General features: G+C 66.7%; 16 protein-coding genes and 1 pseudogene. 13 read left to right on the plus strand and 4 right to left on the minus strand.

Annotated features, from left to right (window positions below):
• Positions 1-17: 17 nt before the first annotated feature.
• The 3 genes from G015_RS0110240 to G015_RS0110250 are packed head-to-tail and all read right to left on the minus strand — an operon-like array spanning position 18 to position 5,897.
• Positions 18-1,604, minus strand: coding sequence for a TolC family protein (locus G015_RS0110240; RefSeq protein WP_020146655.1), 1,587 nt, complete (start codon positions 1,602-1,604; stop codon positions 18-20).
• Entirely contained in the window at positions 1,597-4,671 is a 3,075-nt protein-coding gene (locus G015_RS0110245; RefSeq protein ID WP_020146656.1) for an efflux RND transporter permease subunit, read from the minus strand. The genes G015_RS0110240 and G015_RS0110245 overlap by 8 nt, the downstream gene beginning before the upstream one ends.
• Positions 4,668-5,897, minus strand: a complete 1,230-nt coding sequence (locus G015_RS0110250; protein ID WP_020146657.1) for an efflux RND transporter periplasmic adaptor subunit — start codon at positions 5,895-5,897, stop codon at positions 4,668-4,670. The genes G015_RS0110245 and G015_RS0110250 overlap by 4 nt, the downstream gene beginning before the upstream one ends.
• 161 nt (positions 5,898-6,058) lie before the next feature.
• On the opposite strand from G015_RS0110250, the gene G015_RS0110255 reads away from it, so the two are divergent.
• The 3 genes from G015_RS0110255 to arsJ all read left to right on the plus strand — a co-directional run bounded on the left by G015_RS0110255 (position 6,059) and on the right by arsJ (position 8,858).
• Positions 6,059-6,535: a TspO/MBR family protein gene (locus G015_RS0110255; RefSeq protein ID WP_019592558.1), complete on the plus strand. Its 477-nt coding sequence runs from the start codon at positions 6,059-6,061 to the stop codon at positions 6,533-6,535.
• 74 nt (positions 6,536-6,609) lie between these two features.
• Complete coding sequence (locus G015_RS0110260; RefSeq protein ID WP_018139338.1) at positions 6,610-7,623, plus strand: ArsJ-associated glyceraldehyde-3-phosphate dehydrogenase; 1,014 nt, start codon at positions 6,610-6,612, stop codon at positions 7,621-7,623.
• A 5-nt stretch (positions 7,624-7,628) separates the two neighbouring features.
• A complete protein-coding gene (gene arsJ, locus G015_RS0110265) occupies positions 7,629-8,858 on the plus strand; it encodes an organoarsenical effux MFS transporter ArsJ (RefSeq protein WP_019592556.1) in 1,230 nt (409 codons plus the stop codon).
• A 27-nt stretch (positions 8,859-8,885) separates the two neighbouring features.
• On the opposite strand, the gene G015_RS0110270 is transcribed toward arsJ, so the two are convergent.
• Complete coding sequence (locus G015_RS0110270) at positions 8,886-9,758, minus strand: LysR family transcriptional regulator (RefSeq protein WP_019592555.1); 873 nt, start codon at positions 9,756-9,758, stop codon at positions 8,886-8,888.
• A gap of 285 nt (positions 9,759-10,043) precedes the next feature.
• Here G015_RS0110270 and leuC point away from each other — a divergent pair, with 285 nt between their 5' ends.
• The 10 genes and pseudogenes from leuC to trpA all read left to right on the plus strand — a co-directional run bounded on the left by leuC (position 10,044) and on the right by trpA (position 21,693).
• Positions 10,044-11,456, plus strand: a complete 1,413-nt coding sequence (leuC, locus tag G015_RS0110275) for a 3-isopropylmalate dehydratase large subunit (RefSeq protein WP_018174228.1) — start codon at positions 10,044-10,046, stop codon at positions 11,454-11,456.
• Positions 11,457-11,459: 3 nt separating this feature from the next.
• Positions 11,460-12,104 (plus strand): 3-isopropylmalate dehydratase small subunit, encoded by a 645-nt coding sequence (leuD, locus tag G015_RS0110280; RefSeq protein ID WP_020146658.1) that lies wholly within the window; start codon positions 11,460-11,462, stop codon positions 12,102-12,104.
• Between the two features lie 462 nt (positions 12,105-12,566).
• A complete protein-coding gene (gene leuB / locus G015_RS0110285; RefSeq protein ID WP_018875312.1) occupies positions 12,567-13,640 on the plus strand; it encodes a 3-isopropylmalate dehydrogenase in 1,074 nt (357 codons plus the stop codon).
• Between the two features lie 99 nt (positions 13,641-13,739).
• Positions 13,740-14,765 (plus strand): aspartate-semialdehyde dehydrogenase, encoded by a 1,026-nt coding sequence (locus tag G015_RS0110290; RefSeq protein WP_018174230.1) that lies wholly within the window; start codon positions 13,740-13,742, stop codon positions 14,763-14,765.
• A 181-nt stretch (positions 14,766-14,946) separates the two neighbouring features.
• A pseudogene (locus G015_RS13705) lies at positions 14,947-17,344 on the plus strand (FimV/HubP family polar landmark protein).
• A 36-nt stretch (positions 17,345-17,380) separates the two neighbouring features.
• A complete protein-coding gene (locus G015_RS0110300) occupies positions 17,381-18,094 on the plus strand; it encodes a hypothetical protein (RefSeq protein WP_020146659.1) in 714 nt (237 codons plus the stop codon).
• A 76-nt stretch (positions 18,095-18,170) separates the two neighbouring features.
• Positions 18,171-18,959, plus strand: coding sequence for a tRNA pseudouridine(38-40) synthase TruA (truA, locus tag G015_RS0110305; protein ID WP_018139347.1), 789 nt, complete (start codon positions 18,171-18,173; stop codon positions 18,957-18,959).
• Between the two features lie 69 nt (positions 18,960-19,028).
• Positions 19,029-19,658, plus strand: a complete 630-nt coding sequence (locus G015_RS0110310) for a phosphoribosylanthranilate isomerase (protein ID WP_018139348.1) — start codon at positions 19,029-19,031, stop codon at positions 19,656-19,658.
• Complete coding sequence (gene trpB / locus G015_RS0110315; protein WP_018139349.1) at positions 19,655-20,863, plus strand: tryptophan synthase subunit beta; 1,209 nt, start codon at positions 19,655-19,657, stop codon at positions 20,861-20,863. Before G015_RS0110310 ends, trpB begins: the two co-directional genes overlap by 4 nt.
• Positions 20,860-21,693: a tryptophan synthase subunit alpha gene (trpA, locus tag G015_RS0110320; protein ID WP_018139350.1), complete on the plus strand. Its 834-nt coding sequence runs from the start codon at positions 20,860-20,862 to the stop codon at positions 21,691-21,693. The genes trpB and trpA overlap by 4 nt, the downstream gene beginning before the upstream one ends.
• The last annotated feature ends 23 nt before the right edge of the window (positions 21,694-21,716 follow it).

The raw sequence follows: 21,716 nt of genomic DNA on the forward strand, positions 1-21,716 counted from the left end.
AAAGCGCTAACCCGGAATCACATGCGCAGGTCCACGCGTTCGGAGCCTGGCGCGTCGATGCCGCGGTGCAGCAGCAGCGTGCCGCTCGCGTTCAGGAGTTCGGTGGTTAACTGGCGAAAGCTCACCACGGTCTCGGTCAGGCGCAGGCGGCTCTCGAGCAGGTCGCGCTGGGCCTGCGCCACGGCCAGTGCTGTGCCGGCTCCGACCCGGAATCGGGTCTGTTCGACTCGCAGGAGTTCCTCCTGCAACTCGATGGTCTCTTCCTGCGCGCGGATCTGCTCGCGCACGCGGGCGGCGTCGAACCAGACCGAGCGCACGTCTTCGATCGCCAGCTGTTCCAGATTGGCCAGGGTCTCGGCGATCTGCTGCCGGGTAAGGCGGGCGCGGGTGTGTTCGGCTTCCGCCGCACGGTTGCCGATCGGCATCTCGAAGCGCAGCCCTGCGGCGAGGTCGTAGCCGTCGCCCTGGGTGTCGCGGAAGGTACGCCCGAAGCTGTCCGCATAGCCCGATTGCCCCAGTGTGACGAAGAAGTCCAGCCGGGGGAGCAGTCCGTTGCGGGTGCGGATGACCTCCAGCTCGTCGCGCTGGACCCGCAGGCGGGTTTCGTTCAAATCCGCGCGGTGATCGCGTGCCAGTGCGACGTAGGTATCGAGCGGCTCGATTTCGTAGCGATCCAGCGCCGGTTCGGAGCTGGTCAGGAGCCGCGTATCCCACAGGCCCCCGTCGCCCTGGAGCAGGCGGGCCAGGGTGTCCTGGGCGCGGGCACGTTCGCTGCGGGCATCGATCAGCCCCTGGCGACGCAGGGCGACCTCGGCGCGTGCGGATACGGCCTCGGTCTCCGGCCGATCACCGGCATCGATGCGGCGTTGCGTCTCGTCCAGCTGCTGGCTGGCGACCGCCAGGGCCTCCTCGAAGATCTCGATCTGCTCGCCGGCGAGGACCAGGTCCCAGTAGGCCGTCTCGACGTCGGTGATCAGCTGCTCGACGAAGGCGCGCACCTCGTACTCCGTGGCCTCGACGTCCAGCCCGGCCTGCTGCAGGCGCACGAGATTGGACTCGATCCGGCCCCCGCGCAGAAGGGCCTGGGTCAGCGTCAGGCCGGCGCGCGAGGAGAACTGGGTCAGGTCGACGCGCGAACTGCTGGCGCGCTGGCTGCGCACGGACAGGCTCAGGTCGGTACCCGTCGGGAGCGACTGACGAATGCCCGCCTCGCCGAAGCGTTGGGTCGATGTGACCTCGTCGGTATCTTCTTCGGCCTCCTCCAGGAGGCGCACGCTCTGGTCACGACTGAGCTCGACCTCGGCGAACAGCTCGGGGTCGAATACGGCGCGCTCCTGTGCCTCGAAGGTGCCCGCGATCGCGGTCTGCAGGCGTTCGGCGCGCAGGCCGCGGTTGCCTTCCAGCGCCCGCGCGACGGCTTCTTCCAGCGAGAGCGTCTCCTCACCGACCGGTTCGCGGGCGAACGGATCGATTGCCATCAGCTGCTCGGCCGGCAGTGAAAGGCGCAACCCGTTGCCGGTCGGCTCGTCATCCTCTGCCGTGGCGGGAATGGCCAGGGCGAGCGAAGCGAGCAGTGGCAGGGCGACTCGGTACAGGCTAGGCATCTTCGGTTCCGGCTCGGTAGACGGGCTGCGGGTGCTCGCCGCGACGGTGGAACAGCAGATACAGCGTCGGGATCAGCACCAGGGTGATCAGGGTAGACGACAGCAGCCCGCCGATCACTACCCGCGCCATTGGCGCCTGGGCCTCGCCACCGTCGCCCATGCCGATGGCCAGAGGCGAGAGGGCCAGTATCGTGGTCAGCGTGGTCATCAGGATGGGCCGCAGACGCTCGCCGGCGGCGGCCACGACGGCCTCGTGCAGGTCCATGCCGTCGTCGCGGTGTCGCCGGGCCATGCGGTCCACCAGCAGAATCGCATTGTTCACCACAATCCCGACCAGCAGCAGGACCCCGATCAACGACTGCACGTTGAGCGTGGTGTCGGTGACGATCAGCGCCCCGGTGACCCCGATGATCGCGAGCGGGATCGAGAACATCACGATCAGGGGATCGCGCAGGGATTCGTACAGGCTGGCCATGACCATGTACACCAGCAAGGTAGCCAGCATCGTACCCAGCAGCAGCTCCGAGAAGGCGGCTTCCTGTTCTTCGATGTCGCCCGTGACGGAGTAGTCGATCTCCTCGGGCAGCGGGATGTCGGCCAGGGCCTCGCGGACCGAGGCCGCGACTTCACCCAGCGAGCGGTCGCCCAGATTGATGAACAGCGTCCGTACGCGGGCCTGTTCACGTCGTTCGATGCTGTCGGGCCCGATCTCGGTGTCGAAGGAAATCAGGCTGCGCAAGGCGACGCGTTCGCCGTCCTCGCTGCGCACGGTCAGGTTGAGCAGGTCGTCCAGCGAGCTCTGGTCCGCGTCGCGCAGCTGCACCCAGATGCGAGTCTCGTCGCCTCCCGCGCGCAACTGCCCGGCGCTGGAGCCGCCCAGCGCGGTCTCCAGCGTCTGGGCAATAGTACGCACATCCACGCCGAGGTCGGCGGCGCGGTCACGATGGATACGGGTGGCGAATTCGGGCTGGCCGCCATCGGTCCCCACCCGCGTATCCGTAATACCGGGGACATCGGCCAGCGCCTCCTCGAACCGTTCGAGCACCGCATTCATGGTCGACAGCTCGAAGCCGCGTACCTCGACCGACAGGCGTTCCTCGTCATCGCCACGCCCGAATCCGCGGAAGAAGATGCCACTGGATGCGCGGACACGGATCTCCGTTTCCGGCGGGGTGCCCAGGGCCTCGCGCAGGGCAGCGGCAATCTCCTCGGAAGAACGGCTGCGACTGTCGCGCGAACCGACCATTACGCGCATGTTGCCGGACGCGGGCGACGACGCTCGGAAGGCAGAGGCGCCAGAGCTGGACACCAGGTTCTGCAGCTCCGGCACCTCGTCGCGAATCACCTCTTCCAGGCTGGCCATGGTGGAATACAGCTCGTCGAGTGGTGTCCCCGGTTCCATGGAGACATGCACGCGCAGTTCGCCTTCGTCGGTGGCTGGCAGAAACTCGGTGCCGACGCCGCGCAGCCCGGCCAGTGCGATGACCATCATCAAGGCACTGATCCCGATCACCATCCAGGGATGCGCCAGGGTGCCGCGCAGCAGCCCCTGATAGCGCTGTTCCATGCGGGCGAGGGCGCTGGTGTCGCGCTTCGGCATCGGGGCACGCGCCATCAGCATCGGCACCACGGTGAGGGCCACGATCAGCGAGGCGGCCAGCGCGAAGGCGACTACGGCGGCAAGTGGTTTGAACAGCTGCCCGGCCAGTTCCTGGGCGAAGAACAACGGCAGAAAGATGGCGACGGTGGTCAGCGTACTGGCGATGATCGCGGGCGCCACGCGCCCGGTACCACTGACAGCCGCCTCGACCGCGCTTTGCTCCGCGTGTTCCTCTCGCCTTCGGGCGATGCTCTCGATCACCACGATCGCGTTGTCGACCATCAGGCCCACACCCAATGCGATCCCGCCCATGGTCATCAGGTTGAGCGAGTGTCCACCAAAGTAGACCAGCCCGAAGGTTGAGATGACCGCCAGAGGAATCGCGGTGGCCGCCACCAGCGTGTAACGGATATTGCGCAGGAAGACGAGCAGCACCAGGACGGCCAGCGCGCTCCCGTAGAGGATGGACTGCCCGACATTGGTAATGGAGCTGCGGATGAATCCCGCCTCGTCCGTGACGGCGCGGATGTCGATCTGCGGGAAGTCGCGGTTGAGACGGACCAGTTCGGCGTGGACCGCCTCGGAGACCTCGACCGTATTGGCGTCCGCCAGTTTGCGCACGGCCAGCTGGACGCCTTCTTCCTGGTTGACCCTGAAACGGCGGGTGACGCGCTGGTGGGTATCGCGGACCTCGGCGACCTGATGCAGATAGGTGACCCCATCCTCGCTGCGCTGGACCACGGTATCGCGTATCTCGCCCACCGAGCGGAACTCGGCCGGTGTACGCAGCCGGTATTCGCGGCGACCGTCCATGATCGGGCCACCCGGAGTGATCACGTTGGCATCGCGGATGCGGTTGCGCAGGTCGTCCAGCCCCAGGTCGATCGCCTGTATCCGGTCTGGATCGACCTCCACGCGGACCTCGCGTTCGAGCCCGCCAAACGTATCCACCGCAGCCACGCCGGGGATGCGCTCCAGGCGTGGCGCAATGCGGTTGTCAATCAGGGTGCGCAGGTGGATGGCATCGAGCTGCGAGCCGACGCCCAGGCGCATGATGGGCGAGTCCTGGGTGTCGAACTGGCGCACCAGGGGGCGATCCGCCCCATCCGGCAGCTGACCTTCAATACGCGCCAGACGATCGCGCAGGTCATCAACGGCTTGGCGGATATCCGTGCCCCAGGCAAAGTTGACGCGCACATTGCTGTTGCCTTCGGCCGAAGTGGACCGGATCTCCTGGGCCCCGGTGATTGCGGCCGCTGCCTGTTCCACCGGGCGGGTCACCAGTTGCTCGACCTCCTCGGCCCCGGCGTTGGGGTAGGAGGTCATCACCGTGACCACCGGATAGGTGATGTCGGGCAGTAGGTCGACCGGGAGGCGGGTCAGCGCGGTCAGGCCCAGGATCACCACGATCAGGGCCACCATGCTGGTCAGCACGGGGCGGTGGACGGTAAGTCGAGCCGGATTCACGGCTCTTCGGTCTCCGACAGGTCCGGGGCGAAGTCCGCGCCGGGCACACTGCGCGGGTCGGTCAGGCGCAGCGGGGTGCCATCGGCGAGCAGGTGTTGCCCCAGCACCACCACCTCGGTGCCCTCGGGCAACTCGGGTTCCAACAGCTCGATCCAGTTGCCGTCACGCACGCCGGTAACGGCCATGTGGCGGCGCGCCTCTGGCCGTTCGCCGCTACGGTCTACGCTGAACAGGGTGGGACCCGCCTCGCGCTGGATGATGGCGTCCCGCGGTATCGCCAGCGTGTCCGAGCGCTGGCCGAGAGTGATCGCGGTTTCGACAAACATCCCGGGCCGCAGGCGTTCATCGTCGTTCGGTACTTCGACCTCGATTCGTGCCTGGCGCGAACCCGGGCGAAACTCGGGGGAGATCCGTGTGATGGTGCCTTCGAATAGCGCGTCGGGGTACGAGGAGGTGCGCACGGTCGCTTCCTGGCCGCGCGAGATCCGCGAATAGTCCGCTTCGGTGACTGCCAGAATCGCGCGGACCGGCTGCAGTGTGACGAGTGCCAGCGCGGGTTCGTTGGCGCTGATCACCGAGCCGGGGTCAACCAGGCGTTCGGCCACCCAGCGGGTGGTGCTGCCCGGGTCGGCGTCGATACGCGTGTAGCCTAGCTGGATTTCGCGGGTGCGCAGGGCAGAGCGGCGTTGTCGAATCTGGGACTCGGCAAGGGCCACGCGGGTCTGTGCCAGGGCGAGTTCGGTTTCGGCGGCCTCCAGCTCCGAGCGCGAGGCGATCCCCTGGTCGCGCAATTCGCGGGTGCGCTGCAGGTCGCGCTGGGCGGCGTTACGGCTGGCGACGGCCTCCGCCAGGCTGGCTTCGGCCACTTCCAGCTCGGCCTCGGCCTGCGTGACGTCCTGCTCGAATTCCTCGGTATCCAGTTGCAGCAGGGGGTCGCCCGGTTCGACTCGGTCGCCCAGGTTGACGAAGACTTCGGCCACACGGCCCCCGACGCGCGGCGTAATCACGATACGGTCGGCGCCCTCGATGCTGCCGGTGAATCGGCGGCGCTCCACCAGATCCTGTTGTTGCACGGTGGCCACCGCGACGGCCACGGGCCGTGTCTCGCCGCCACCCGCGCGCGAGGAAGAGGCCTGTTCGTCATCCGGGCCCCAAAAGAGCCAGGCGAGCACACCGCCCGCCAGGAGGAACAGGACCAGGGTGATCACGGTGGACAGCTTGGGCATGCACGCGGCTCGAAATGGGTGAACGGGATCACGTTATGCTGCGAGTGTGCCGCAAGCCGCTGAATCGCGCATGAACCTCGTTCATTTTGCTGATTTCGGTTCAAATACGCTGGGCCGGCGTCTACAAGCAAGGGTACGGGACGCGCGAGAGAGGAGGGTCGATGACCAATACAAGGGATGGGGTCGGACTGGTGGGCTGGGTGGCCCTGGTGTTCCTGGTGGCCTCCGCGGGCGGGTATGCCACCAGCCTGTCGGTGCAGGACTGGTACCAGACGCTGGAGCGACCCGAGCTGAATCCACCCGATGCCCTATTCGGCCCGGTCTGGACCGTCCTGTTTGCGCTGATGGCCGTGGCCGCCTGGCGGGTATGGCGTCGCACCGGCTTCGCGGGTGCACCGCTCGCGATGGGGCTGTTCCTCGCCCAGCTGGTGTTGAACCTGGGCTGGTCCGTGCTGTTCTTCGGCATGCAACGGCCCGATCTGGCACTGGTCGAGATCCTGATCCTCTGGCCCCTGATCCTCGCGACCCTGATCGTCTTCTGGCGCCACGACCGAATCGCGAGCGCGCTGCTGGTGCCGTACCTGCTGTGGGTAGGTTTTGCGATCTACCTGAACGCGGCTATCGTCGCTCTCAACTAGGGGCACTGCTCAGCCTGTAATGCGGTTGTCATGATCGGGAGGTATCCTGACGCGATTTTTCGCGGGAGGGCGTCATGGCCGTACGGGTCGGCATCAACGGGATGGGGCGGATCGGCCGCCTGGCGCTGCGTGCGGCTTGGGATCGCGATGACCTCGAGATCGTGCACCTGAACGAGGTCGCGGCGGACGGCACGGTCACCGGGCACCTGCTGGAGTTCGATTCGGTGCACGGGCGCTGGGATCGCGGCATCCGGGCCGAGCCGGATGCGCTGCAGATCGACGGCCGCAGCCTGCGCCACACGCAGCTGGGCGAACCGGGGCAGGTGCCCTGGGCCGAGTCCGGTGTAGATATCGTGATCGATGCCAGCGGCGCCTTTCGCACCATGCAGACCCTGCAGCCGCACTTCGATCGCGGGGCCCGGCGTGTGGTCGTCGCGGCGCCGGTGAAGGACGAGCTTGCGCTGAACGTAGTGATGGGCGTCAACGATTCGGCCTACGATCCGGCCCGGCACCGCGTCGTCACCGCTGCCTCCTGCACCACCAACTGTCTGGCGCCCCTGGTCAAGGTGCTGCACCCGGCCCTGGAGATCCGCCACGGGTCGATCCTGACGGTGCATGACATGACCGCCACGCAGTCGGCCGTGGATCTGCCGCGCGACAATCTGCGCCGGGCCCGTGCGGCCGGGTTGAACCTGATCCCGACCACCACCGGCTCGGCGAAGGCGATTGGTGACATCTTCCCGGAACTGAACGGACGGCTGAATGGCCATGCCGTGCGCGTGCCGCTGATGAATGCCTCGCTGACGGACTTCACCTTCGAGGCGGCGCGCGAGACCTCCGCGGAGGAGGTGAACGAACTGCTGCGCTCGGCGGCCGAGGGCGAACTCGCCGGCATCCTGGGCTTTGAGGAACGCCCGCTGGTCTCCAGCGACTTCCGCACCGACCCGCGCTCGTCCATTGTCGATGCACAGTCGACGATGGTGGTGGATGGGACGCAGGTGAAGGTGCTGGCCTGGTACGACAACGAATGGGGCTATGCCAACCGGCTGGTCGAACTGGTCGCGCGCGTGGCCGAGCAGGGCGTGTAGGACGAATGGGCAGCCCGGCCGAAACGCCGAACGCACCGCCCACCCTGGGGCTGGGCGCCTACGCGCGCATCACCGCGAACTACTGGGCGTTTACCGTCACCGACGGCGCGATCCGCATGCTGGTCGTGCTGTTCTTCCACCAGCTGGGCTACAGCCCGCTGGAGATCGCGTTCCTGTTCCTGTTCTACGAGCTGTTCGGGGTGATCACTAACCTGACCGGCGGCTGGCTGGCCGCGCGGCTGGGGGTGAACACGACGATGATCACCGGGACCCTGCTGCAGGTCGCCGCACTGCTGATGCTCACGGTGCCCGAGGCCTGGCTGGGCGTGGCCTACGTGATGTTCGCGCAGGCGCTGTCGGGCATCGCCAAGGACCTGAACAAGATGAGTGCGAAGTCCGGGGTGAAGCTGGTCGCAGGCGACGGAGAGGGGCGGCTGTTTCGCTGGGTCGCGGTGCTCACCGGCTCGAAGAACGCGCTGAAGGGGGTGGGCTTCTTCGTTGGCGGCGCGCTGCTGTACTCGGTCGGGTTCCAGATGGCGCTGGTGATCCTGGCCGGGATGCTGGCGGTGGTGATGCTGTTCTCCATCGTCGGCCTGCCGCGCGGGCTGGGGAAGGTCGGGGGCAAGCCGAAATTCACCCAGATGTTCTCCAATTCTGCCGCGATCAATGTGCTCTCGGCCGCGCGATTCTTCCTGTTTGGCGCGCGCGATGTCTGGTTCGTGGTCGCCTTGCCGGTATTCCTCAGCGCGACGCTGGATTGGAACCACATGCAGGTGGGGGCGTTTCTGGCGCTGTGGGTGATCGGTTACGGGATCGTGCAGGCGTCGGTGCCGCGTCTGCTGGGTCGGGGCGGGCTGCATCCAACCGGGCTGACCGCGCGGTTGTGGGCCTTCATCCTGATGCTGCTGCCCATCGGCATCGTAATCGGCCTGGAGACGGGGCTGGACCCGGCCTGGGTACTGATGGTCGGGCTGGGCGTGTTCGGCGTGGTGTTTGCGATCAACTCCGCCGTGCACTCGTTCCTGATCCTCGACTATGCGGAGGCCGACCGGGTCGCGATGAAGGTCGGCTTCTACTACATGGCCAACGCCGGTGGGCGTCTGGTTGGCACCGTCGCCTCCGGCGCCATCTTCATGGTCTGGGGCCTGGAGGGCGCGCTGATCGCCTCCACCCTGTTCATCTTCGCCACCTGGATGATCTCCTCCCTGCTCCCCCGCGAGGCCGCACGCGCCTGAGACGGTGGTTCGACGGCAGTCATCAAATTACTGTAATTCCTCGATCACCGCCGCTAGGGTTCGCGAGCGGTAGCGGTCCGCGTGGCGCACCCAGCCGAGCTGGCGGGTGATGGGTGGGGCGGGCCATTCGAGGATGGCCAAGTCATCGGTGGCCATGGTGCGGGGGAGGAAGCCGATCCCGAGGCCGGCGGCGATCATCATGCGGATGACCTCCAGGTACGGGCTCTCCTGAGCCGCGGCGGGGTGCTGGCCCTGTGCGGCCAGCGCGTGGTCGATCTGGCGGCGGGTGGTGGAGCCCACCGGCGGCAGGATCGCCGGCCAGTCATGAAGGCGCTGTAGAGTGTCCTGCGGGGCATCCTGGGCACGGCCGCGGGCGATCATCGGGACCAGGTCGTCGGTCCAGACGGGTTTAGCCTCCGAGCCCTTCGGCAGGTCGTCGGGCAGGGTGGCCAGGGCCAGATCGGCGTCACCGTGTATCACCGCCTCGATGCCGGCCTCGGAATCCATGAACGCGAGTTCCAGCTCCAGCTCGGGGTAGCGGGTGCGCAGAGCGGCCAGCGGCGTGGGCAGCCGGTGCAGGGCGATGTGGTGCGAGGTGGCCAGGCGGATGCGGCCACGAACGACCTGGTCGAGGTCGGCCACCTGCTGCTCGATCGCGTGCAGGCGGGCCAGGATCTCGCGGGCCTCGGGCAGCAGGCGCGCGGCGACCTCGGTGGGCCTCACGCGGCGTCCCTGGCGCTCGAACAGGGGGCGTTGCAACGTCGCCTCCAGCGACTGTATGCGCTTGCTGATCGCCGGCTGGGTCAGGTGCAGCCGCTCGGCTGCGGCGGAGAAGGCACCGGTGTCGACCACCGCCACGAAGGCCTGCAGGGACTCGATGCTTAGCTGTTCCGGGCGCATCCGCCGCCTCCGTGGGATAATGACCGGCTGACTGATGCGGTGCCGAATCGTCAACCCATAACCAGAGGGAATGGTAAAGATAATAAATCGGATTTGAAAGAATATAAGGGCGGCCGCAGACTGGCAATGCGGTGGTACCGCTCGTCTGTAGGAGGCCAGCCCTCTGGCCGATTCGACGTCGGGGCCAATCGGCCAGAGGGCTGGCCTCCTACAGGGGCTTTAGCGCCCGCGGTGGCGTATCGAAAACATGGCTGGAATATCGCGGAGTGGCCGCGGGAGCAGGTAATGGCAGGCAAGACACTGTACGACAAGCTGTGGGAGGCGCATGTGGTGCGCGAGGAGCCGGATGGCTCGACGCTGCTCTACATCGACCGCCACCTGGTGCACGAGGTGACCAGCCCGCAGGCCTTCGAGGGCCTGCGTCTGGCGGGGCGCAAGCCCTGGCGCGGGGATTCCGTGCTGGCGGTGCCGGACCACAACGTGCCCACCGCCAATCGCGACCGTGGGATCGAGGATCCGGTCTCGCGCACCCAGGTGGAGACGCTGGAGACCAACGTCACGAGCCTGGGGCTGAAGTTCTTCCCGATGGCCGATGTGCGCCAGGGCATCGTGCATGTGATCGGTCCCGAACAGGGGGCGACCCTGCCGGGGATGACGGTCGTCTGCGGCGACTCGCATACCTCCACCCACGGCGCGCTGGGCGCGCTGGCCTTCGGCATCGGCACCTCCGAGGTCGAGCACGTGCTGGCCACGCAGTGCCTGTGGCAGAAGAAGACCAAGGCCATGCAGATCCGCGTGGAGGGCGAGCTGCGCCCGGGCGTGACCGCCAAGGATGTGGTGCTGGCGATCATCGGTCGTATCGGCACCGCCGGCGGCACCGGCTATGCGATCGAGTTCGCCGGCTCGGCGATCCGCAGCCTGTCGGTCGAGGGCCGCATGAGCATCTGCAACATGTCCATCGAGGCCGGGGCCCGCGCGGGCATGGTCGCGGTGGACGAGAAGACCATCGAGTACGTGCGCGGCAAGCCGCAGGCGCCGAGCGGCGAGTTGTTCGAACAGGCCGCAGAATACTGGCGCACGCTGGTCTCCGACCCCGACGCCGAGTTTGACGCGGTGGTGGAGATGGATGCCGCCGAGATCGCCCCGCAGGTGAGCTGGGGCACCTCGCCGGAGATGGTCGCGCCGATCGACGGCCGCGTGCCGGACCCGGCGGCCGAGTCCGATCCGGTGCGCGCCGAGGGTATGAAGCGCGCGCTGGAGTACATGGACCTGCAGCCGAACACGCCGATGACCGAGATTCGTCCGGACAAGGTCTTCATCGGCTCCTGCACGAACTCGCGGATCGAGGACCTGCGCGCGGCTGCCGAGGTGGTCAAGGGCCGCAAGAAAGCCGACAACATCAAGCTGGCGATGGTGGTGCCGGGCTCCGGGCTGGTGAAGCAGCAGGCGGAGCAGGAAGGGCTGGACCGGATCTTTCTGGACGCCGGCTTCGAGTGGCGCGAGCCGGGTTGTTCCATGTGCCTGGCGATGAACGCGGACCGGCTGGAGCCGGGCGAGCGCTGCGCCTCGACCTCGAACCGCAACTTCGAGGGCCGTCAGGGGCAGGGCGGGCGTACCCATCTGGTCAGCCCGGCGCTGGCCGCCGCGGCCGCCGTGGCCGGACACTTTGTCGAACCGTCGGCACTGAAGGAGGCGTAAGCGATGCAGGCCTTTACCGTACACCGTGGGATTGTCGCGCCGCTGGATCGCTCCAATGTGGACACCGACGCGATCATCCCGAAGCAGTACCTGAAGTCGGTCAAGCGTACGGGCTTCGGGCCCAACGCCTTTGACGACTGGCGCTACCTGGACCCGGGCGAGCCCGGTATGGACAGCTCGCAGCGCCGCATCAACCCGGACTTTGTGCTCAACCAGGCGCCGTTCGACCAGGCAAGCATCCTGCTGGCGCGCAAGAACTTCGGCTGTGGCTCCTCGCGCGAGCACGCGGTGTGGGCGCTGACCGACTTCGGTTTTCGTACGGTGATCGCGCCGTCGTTCGCGGATATCTTCTTCTCCAACAGCTGCAAGAACGGGCTGCTGCCGGTGGTGCTGGCCGAGGACGAGGTACAGGCGCTGTTCGATCAGGTCGAGGCGAACCCGGGCGCGCAGGTCGAGGTGAGCCTGGAAGAGATGACCGTAGCGGCACCGGACGGTACCGTGTTCCGTTTCACGCTCGATGAGGATCGCCGCCACCGCCTGCTGAACGGCCTGGATGACATTGCGCTGACGCTGCAGTACGCCGATGACATCCGCGCCTATGAGGAGCGCCAGCGCCGCGAGTGGCCCTGGATGGCGGAGCAACGATAGAAACGATAGAGATGGCGCGGGTGGCTTGAACCCGAGCCTCGTCATTGCGAGGAGCGCTGCGACGAAGCAATCTCCCAAACAATGGCCGAGCGCAGGTAGCGGGATCCGGTGGTTTCGCCCGGAGATTGCCACGGCCCCTACGGGCCTCGCAATGACGAGGTAGAGGTGCCGTCATTGCGACGAAGCAACCTCCGTCCGCAACCACCGGATCCATGTGCCGGCGCTCTGCCAGCTTCCGGAGGTTGCCACGGCCCCTGGCGGGGCCTCGCAACGACGGGGCCGGGGCGCACCGTCATCGCGAGGAGCGCAGCGACGTGGCGATCTCTGTGGGTGGCCCCGGCGTCGGCCGGGACGAACGTCGTGGTTCCGTCCGGAGGTTGCCACGGCCCCTTGCGGGGCCTCGCAATGACGGTGCTATTGGAATCGTACAAGTAAAAGCTAACAGTTGGTTAGGAGAGGTTTGTGAGCCGAATTCTGGTATTGCCCGGGGACGGGATCGGGCCCGAGATCGTGGCCGAGGCGCTGAAGGTGCTGGAGCGTGTGGGCGAGATCGGTGGCCTGGATCTGGAGATCGAGCAGGGGCTGATCGGGGGCGCGGCGCACGATGCGGCAGGTCACCCGTATCCGGAGGCCACCCGCGAGGCGGCGCGCCGCGCCGACGCGATCCTGCTCGGCGCGGTCGGCGGCCCGCAGTACGAGTCGCTGGAACGCGACCTGCGCCCCGAGCGCGGACTCCTGGGTATTCGTTCGGATCTGGGCCTGTTCGCGAACCTGCGGCCGGCGATCCTGTATCCGCAGCTGGCCTCGGCCTCCACGCTGAAGCCGGAGGTCGTCAGCGGGCTGGATATCCTGATCGTGCGCGAACTGACCGGCGGGATTTACTTCGGCCAGCCGCGCGGGATCGAGGAGCGCAATGGCGAGCGCTATGGCTTCAATACCGCCGCCTACAGCGAATCGGAGATCGAACGCATCGCGCGGGTTGGTTTCGAGTCCGCGATGAAGCGCGGCAAGCGCCTGTGCTCGGTGGACAAGGCCAATGTGCTCGAGGTCTCGGAGCTGTGGCGCGAGGTGGTCGAGCGCGTCGGGAAGGAATTCCCCGAGGTCGAGCTGTCTCACATGTATGTGGACAACGCGGCCATGCAGCTGGTGCGTGACCCCAAGCAGTTCGACGTGATGGTGACTGGCAACATGTTCGGCGACATCCTGTCCGATGCCGCGGCCATGCTGACCGGGTCCATCGGGATGCTGCCCTCGGCTTCGCTGAACAGCGAGGGGGTCGGTCTGTACGAGCCGATCCACGGCTCCGCGCCGGATATCGCGGGGCAGGGCAAGGCCAATCCGATGGCGACCGTGCTGTCGGTCGCGATGCTCTTGCGCCACAGCCTGAATCGTAATGACCTGGCCGAGCGCATCGAGCAGGCTGTGGGGCGGGTGCTGGATCAGGGGCTGCGCACGCCGGACATCTTTGGTGAGGGCATGACGCTGGTGGGCACCCAGGGGATGGGTGATGCCCTGGTGGCTGCGCTGGAGGGCTAGGCGTTGTAGCCAATGATGCGTTTCGCTGCGTTCAACGCATCCTACGAATGTTTCAACGGATCAATATTTTGCAGTTAGAACTTAAACCGGGAATGAACGATGAGTGACCGCAAGTTTGACGTGGCCGTGGTGGGCGCAACCGGCGCCGTCGGCGAGACCCTGCTCTCCATCCTGGCAGAGCGCGACCTGCCGCTGGGCCGTGTGCATGCGCTGGCCAGTTCGCGCTCGGTCGGCAAGACGGTCGCCTTCGGCCGCCGCGAGCTGGAGGTGGAGGATCTGGCCACCTTCGATTTCTCCACCGTGCAGATCGGGCTGTTCTCGCCGGGGGCCTCGGTGTCCGCGGAGTACGCCCCGAAGGCGGCCGCGGCCGGCTGCGTGGTGATCGACAACACTTCGCAGTTTCGCTACGACCCGGAGATCCCGCTGGTGGTGCCGGAGGTCAATCCCGAGGCCGTCGCCGGCTACAAGAAGCACGGGATCATCGCGAACCCGAACTGCTCCACCATCCAGATGCTGGTGGCGCTGAAGCCGCTGCATGACGCGGTCGGCGTCGAGCGCATCAACGTCGCCACCTACCAGGCCGTCTCCGGCACCGGCAAGGATGCGATCGAGGAACTGGCCCACCAGACGGCGGCGCTGCTGAACGGCCGCCCGGTGGAGTGCAATGTCTATCCCAAGCAGATCGCGTTCAACGCGCTCCCGCACATCGACGTCTTCCAGGACAATGGCTACACCAAGGAAGAGATGAAGATGGTCTGGGAGACCCGGAAGATCATGGGTGACGAGTCCATCCTGGTGAACCCGACCGCCGTGCGCATCCCGGTGTTCTACGGCCATTCCGAGGCCCTGCACATCGAGACCCGCGAGAAGATCAGTGCCGAGAAAGCGCGCGAGATCCTGTCCGCCGCACCCGGCGTGACGGTGCTGGACAAGCACGAGGACGGGGGCTATCCGACCGCCGTGACCGAGGGTTCCGGCAAGGATGCGGTGTTCGTCGGACGCATCCGCGAGGACATCTCGCATCCCCGCGGGCTGGACCTCTGGGTGGTGTCCGACAACGTGCGCAAGGGGGCCGCGTTGAACACAATCCAGATTGCCGAGGTTTTGATCCGGGATTACCTGTGATTTAATCCGGTAAAAGTCCGGGAAAATTCATACCCGGCAACACGCGGCCAGGGGGCGCTGGGGCCAGGAAGATGGCCCCAGGCGATGACAGGCCGCGCGGCACATTCAGGGGGGATTCGTGCGCAAGTTACTACTCGGGCTACTGCTCTTGCTGCTGGTTGCACCGGCATCATCGAATTCGGTGAGTTTCGGTGAGGTCAACCTGCAATCCCATCTGAACCAGACCTTGCGGGCGGAGATTCCGCTGCGAGGGGGTGCCGCAGCCAGTGATTCGCTGCAGGTGCGCCAGGCTTCGGAAAACGAATACCGGCGCGCAGGCATGAGCCGCGGCAGTGTGCCGGGTGACCTGAACATCCAGGTTCAGGGTGAGGGGTCCGATCGTCGGGTGGTACTGACCACGCGTCAGCCGGTGCGCGAGCCCTATGTGGGCATCCTCCTCGAGGCCCGCTGGGATGGTGGGCGCTCGATGCGCGAAGTCTCCCTGTTGCTCGATCCGCCGGACACCATGCCTTCCGGAGCGGCCGCTCCGGTCCCGCGTGACACCGCTCGGGGGGCACCGCGTCGACAAGACACGCCGATGCCGCGCGAAGGCGAGGCCTATACCGTGCGTAGCGGCGATACCCTCTATCGCATCGTGGAGCGCGCGGGTCTGGCCGGTATGGCGGATCAGGCGATGGTGGCGTTCCTGGAGGCCAACCCCGACGCGTTTTCTGACCAGAACATCAACAGCCTGCGCGCGGGTGCCGAACTGACCGTCCCGTCGCGTTCGGAGCTCGAGTCGCGCAGTGCGGCCGAGGCGCGGCAGGAAGTGCAGCGGCAGGTTCAGGCCTGGCGCGACGGAACGGTGACGGCAGCCCGCGAAGAACCCGAGCCTGAAGAAGCAGCGGAAGTCGAGACGGAAGTCGAAGCGGTCCCGGAAGAGGATGAGACGGTAGCGGAGGACGATGAGGCGGTGTCCGAGGACGACGAGGCCGCCGCGGATGACGCCGTGGCCGCTACGGACGAGGACGATGAAGCGGCCGCGGCTGACGACCGCCTGGAGATTGTGACAGAACTCCTGCCGGAGACGGATGAAGGCGCGGCTGCCGCGGCCGAGTCCCCCCGATCTGCTCCAGGAAGCCATGCTGTCCCAGCGCGCCGAGATGGAGGGGATGCGCGATCAGATCACCGAACTGCGCGAGGAACTGGGTGAGCGAGGCCGTCTTGCGGAGCTTTCGAGCGAGAATATGGCCGAGCTGGAGGAGCAGCTGAGCCAGCTGCGGGCGGAACGCAATGAACTGATGGCACGGCTCGATCGGGCCGATGCCGAACGCAATGCGCCGCTGCACGAGCGGATCATGAACGATCCGCTGCTGCTGATGATGGCGATTGCACTGGTGATCCTGCTGCTGCTGGTGCTGTTGGCCTTTGCGCGCGGTGGTCGGCGCGAGGTGGTGGTTGAAGAGCGTACCGCCGGCATGCCGGCGCGGGCGGACAACAGCGGTGTGCGGGCCGCGGCCGCGGATCCCGTCGGCTACGAAGCGCGTGAGATCGATGGTGCGGGCGTGGGATCGAGCGGCGCCGGTGCAGCAGCCGTAGCCGGAGGGGCCGCAGCGGGCCTGGCGGCCGGAGCGGTCGCGGGCAAGGACGATGATCGCGAGCAGTCGGACGAGCCGGAGGAGTCGGTGAGTGAGCCTGTCGTGGTGAGCTCCAGTGGCGATGCTTCGGTGGACGACGTGCTGGCGGAAGTGGATGTCTGCCTGGCCTACGGGATGAATGATCAGGCCGAAGAGACGCTGACCCAGGCCATCGAGCGCGATCCGGATAATTCCCAGTATCGTCTGAAGCTGGTCGAGGCGCGCGTGGCGCTGGGCGACGAAGAGGGCACCCGCGAGGCGGCATCCGCCCTGCGCGAACGCCTGCCGGCGGACGATGTTGAAACCCGCAATCATCTGGCGGAGCTGGAATCGCGTATCGGTGGCGCCAGTGATGACAGCGCTGGACCGGCGGGTGTCGGAGGTCTGGGTGCTGCGGTGGAGCCGCAGGCGGCGGGTGACGGCGAAGCGCCGAACGAAATCGACTTCTCCGGCCTCGATCTCCCGGATGTGGAATCCGAAACCGAAGATCTCGGGGACACCGCCGAGCCACAAGAAGAGACCGATTCCGGGCTGGCCTTTGATTTCGACGAGACCTTCGATGAGGGGGCTTCGACGCCTGCGGAGAAGACGTCTTCGGAAACGGACGAAGCGCGCAGCGATGACCTGAACGACTTGTCATTCGATATCGACGACAGCGATCTGCCGAACCTGGATGAAGAGCCCCGGGGCGACGCGGCTGGGAGTGACATCCCGGCACTGGATATGGGAGGCGACGATTTGCCGGCTGCCGGCCAGGAAAAGGACTTGCCGCTGGAGGGCGATGCCTCTGCGTCCATCGGGGCGGACGAAGACAATGAGACACGGTTGAGCCTGGCGCAGGCCTATGCGGACATGGGCGATGACGAGGGCGCGCGTGAACTGATCGACGAGATTGTGGCCACCGGGTCGGACGACCAGAAGGCCCAGGCGGAGGCGATTCGTCAGCAATTGGACGGCTCCTGAGCCGTCCATCTGTCTTGTGAAGAGTATCCTGTCGCGATGATGCGGCAGGGTTTCGATAGGCAACAAGAAACGGCCGGGTCGGCGTCCCTGTGGGCGCTCCCGGCCGTTTTGCTGGTGTCGGTGGTGCTGGCGACCGCGAAGCCGGCCGTGGTGCTGGCAGTGCTGGTTGGCGCGGTCGGGTTGGTATGGGTCGGGCCGTTCGCCTGGCGGCGATGCGGGCGCCTGCTCTGGCGACTGAAATGGTTTTATCTCTCGTTGCTGGTGTTCTTCGGCGTATGGCCAGTCGAAGCAGGCGGGGATTCGGTGCTGGCCGGCCTGAGCGAGGCCGCCTGGCGGATCGGGGCGCTGGCGCTGGTGGTGGTGCTGGTGGTCTGGCTGACGGAGCGTTTCTCGCGAGGCGAGCTGGTCTGGGCGCTGTCGACCTTGTTGGCGGGTCCTCGTGGTTGCTTTGGCGCGTGGGGCGCGCGCTTCGCGCAGCGGCTTTTTCTGGCTCTGGCGCTGTTCGAGTCGGATCGGGTTAATACCGAGCGCGAACGTGAGCAACTCCGGGGTGGATGGCGGGAACGACTGCAGGCGGCGCGCGACTGGCTGATTGCTCGGCTGGATCGGGCCTTGAGTGGGGAGGTGCCAGCGCCAGTGGCTCGCGAGTCCCACCAGGACATGGACGAGGTTCGGAAAGAGGGCGCGGGGGCCGTGGTGTGGTTGTGGATAGTGGCGGTTGCAGGTGGCTGGATCGCCTGGTGGTGGTGATCGGGTGATGACAAATACGACTTCGACAATGCGTGATGCAGACCGGGTGCCTGGAACGGTTTGTCAGCGCTGGGCGTTGGGGGTCGAGTACGACGGGCGTGGGCTGCTGGGCTGGCAACGCCAGAAAGACGGCCCCAGCGTGCAGGGGCATCTGGAAGCGGCGCTGAGTTTCGTGGCCAATCACGGGATCGAGCTCAGCTGCGCGGGGCGCACGGACGCGGGTGTGCATGCGACCGCTCAAGTGGCGCACTTTGACACTTCGGCGGTGCGGGAGCGGCATTCCTGGGTGCTGGGTGTAAACAGTCGCCTACCGGACGGGATTGCCCTGCGCTGGGCCGAGCCGGTCGCTGAAGACTTTCATGCGCGTTTCAAGGCATTCGGTCGCCGCTATCGCTATGTGATCGCGAATCGAGCGGTGCGGCCTGCACTGGAAGCGGGGCGGGTGGCCTGGTGGCGCCGTCCGCTGGATGCCGCGCGGATGCACGACGCGGCGCAGGTCTTCGTGGGCGAACACGACTTTTCCAGCTTGCGCGCCGCCGGGTGCCAGGCCAAGTCGCCGATCCGGGAGGTGCACTTGATTGCGGTCCAGCGGCGGGGTTCGTATGTGATTCTGGATATCCATGCCAATGCCTTCCTGCATCACATGGTACGCAACATCGCCGGGGTTCTTCTGGCGATCGGCGACGGGCGCGAAGAGCCGGGCTGGGCTGCACGGATTCTTGCGGCCCGCGACCGGCGCGTCTCGGGGATCACGGCGCCGGCCGGGGGGCTTTATTTCGTGCACGTCGACTATCCGCCCGAGTTCGCTCTCCCCAGTGCCGAGGGGCCGATGCTGGAAGGGATCCCCGGCAATGGGGCGATCTGATTGCGGGAAAGGGGTCGCGGGCCGCGGTTCTGGTAGGCTTTGGCGCTTGATGAATGAGGCCGGAGCGGGATGCGCTATCGGGTAAAGATTTGCGGGATCACGACGCCGGAGCAGGCGGTGGCCGCGGCGCGTGCCGGGGCCGACGCGATTGGCCTGGTGTTCCATCCGCCCAGCCGCCGTTATGTCGAGCCCGACCAGGCGGCGGAGATCGCTGCGGCGCTGCCGCCCTTCGTGACGACGGTGGGGCTGTTCGTGGATCCGGAGCCGGCGCGCGTCGAGGAGATCCTTTCCGGGGTGCGCCTGGACTGCCTGCAGTTCCACGGTCATGAATCGGCAACGGAATGTGCGCGTTTCGGGTACCCCTATCTCAAAGCGGTGTCGATGAACGAGACGGGTGATCCGCGGCCGGTGATGGACGCCCACCCCCAGGCGCAGGGCTTTCTGCTGGACAGCCATGGAGCCGGACGTAGTGGCGGTTCCGGCCACCGGTTCGACTGGGACACGGTGCCCGATGGGCTGGACCGGCCCTGGCTGCTGGCCGGGGGGCTGGACGAGGATTCGGTACGCGAGGCGCTGGAACACCTGCGCCCGTACGGGGTCGACGTAAGCTCCGGGGTCGAGAGTGGCCCGGGAATCAAGGATGCACGGCGCATGGAGGCCTTTGTGAAGGCCGTGCGCCAATGCGAGGTGAACGAATGAGCAAGATCGACTGGGCGGCGTTCCCGGATGCCCGCGGGCATTTCGGGCCCTATGGCGGGCGCTTTGTGTCCGAGACGCTGATGGGTGCGCTGGACGAGCTGCAAAAGGCGTACGAGCAGTACATGGGCGATGCCGATTTCATGGCAGAGCTGGACCATGATCTGAAGCAGTTCGTCGGGCGGCCCAATCCGCTTTACCACGCCGAGCGCCTGTCGAAGGAGCTGGGCGGGGCGCAGGTGTACTTCAAGCGCGAAGACCTGAACCACACCGGCGCGCACAAGGTGAACAACACCATCGGTCAGGCCCTGCTGGCCAAGCGCCTGGGCAAAACCCGCATCATCGCGGAGACCGGTGCCGGCCAGCATGGCGTGGCCACCGCGACCGTGGCCGCGCGCCTGGGGCTGGAATGCGTGATCTATATGGGCGAGGAGGACACGCGCCGCCAGACTCCGAACGTTTTCCGTATGCGTCTGTTAGGGGCCGAGGTAGTCGCGGTGAAATCGGGCACGCGCACGCTGAAGGACGCCTTGAACGAGGCGATGCGCGACTGGGTCACCAATGTCGACGACACCTTCTACATCATCGGTACCGTCGCGGGTCCGCATCCGTATCCGGCCATGGTGCGGGACTTTCAGGCCGTGATTGGCCGTGAGGCGCGGGAGCAGCACCTGGAGATGACCGGCAAGCTGCCGGATGCCCTGGTGGCCTGCGTAGGTGGGGGCTCCAACGCCATCGGCCTGTTCCATCCGTTTCTGGATGACGAGTCCGTGGAAATGATCGGCGTCGAGGCCGCGGGCGCGGGCATCGAGTCCGGCCGGCATTCGGCTCCGCTCTGTGCGGGGCAGCCGGGCGTGCTGCATGGCAACCGCACCTACCTGATGGAGGACGAGCATGGGCAGATCGTCGGGACGCACTCGGTCTCCGCCGGGCTCGATTATCCGGGCGTCGGACCTGAGCACGCCTGGCTGAAGGATACGGGCCGTGCGCGCTATGTCGCCGTGACCGACGACCAGGCGCTGGAGGGCTTTCATCGGCTCACCCGTACCGAGGGCATCATCCCGGCACTCGAGACCTCCCACGCCATCGCGCATGTCCTGGAGCTCGCCCCGACCATGCGCCCGGACCAGAGCATCATCGTCAACCTGTCGGGCCGGGGTGACAAGGACCTCAACACCGTGGCGGAACGCGAAGGAATCACGCTATGACTCGCATCGAGCAACGTTTTGCCAAGCTGCGGTCGGAGAACCGCGCTGCGCTGGTGCCCTATGTGACCGCGGGAGACCCGGAGCCGGCCGCCACCGTGCCGCTGATGCATGCGCTGGTGAAGGCCGGTGCGGACCTGATCGAGTTGGGGGTTCCGTTCTCCGATCCGATGGCGGATGGGCCGGTGATCCAGAAGGCCTGCGAGCGGGCGCTGCGCTACGGCACGAGCCTGCGGGATGTGCTGGGCATGGTCGCCGAGTTTCGCAAGACCGATCCCGAGACGCCGGTGGTGCTGATGGGCTATCTGAACCCGGTCGAGCGGATGGGTTACGAGACTTTTGCCGAAAAGGCCCGTGAGGCGGGGCTGGACGGCCTGCTGACGGTGGACCTGCCGCCCGAGGAATGCGACGACGTCGCGGGGCTGCTGGAAAACGCGCAGATCGCGCCGATTTTCCTGGTGGCGCCCACGACCTCGGACGAACGCATTGCCCATGTATCGCGCGCGGGGCGGGGGTTCATCTACTACGTGTCGCTCAAGGGCGTGACTGGTTCGCAGACGCTGGATACCTCCGCGCTGGCCGAGCGCCTTGAGGCCATTCGCCAGCATACGAATCTCCCGCTGGGTGTGGGTTTTGGAATTCGCGACGCCGAGACGGCCGGGCAGGTCGCGCGCGTGGCCGATGCCGTGGTCGTGGGCAGCGCGATCGTGCGTCTCGCCGAGGAATTTGACGGTGACCCGGTCGGTTTCGCTCATGCCGCGTCCGAGGTCGTCGCGGGGATGCGCGTGGAGATGGACCGCGTGCGCGCGTCCGGCGTCGAGGCGTCGGTGTAGTAGAATGCGGCGCTCGCAGGACT

This window comes from Thioalkalivibrio sp. ALJ15, from assembly GCF_000383695.1.
GTDB lineage: Bacteria > Pseudomonadota > Gammaproteobacteria > Ectothiorhodospirales > Ectothiorhodospiraceae > Thioalkalivibrio.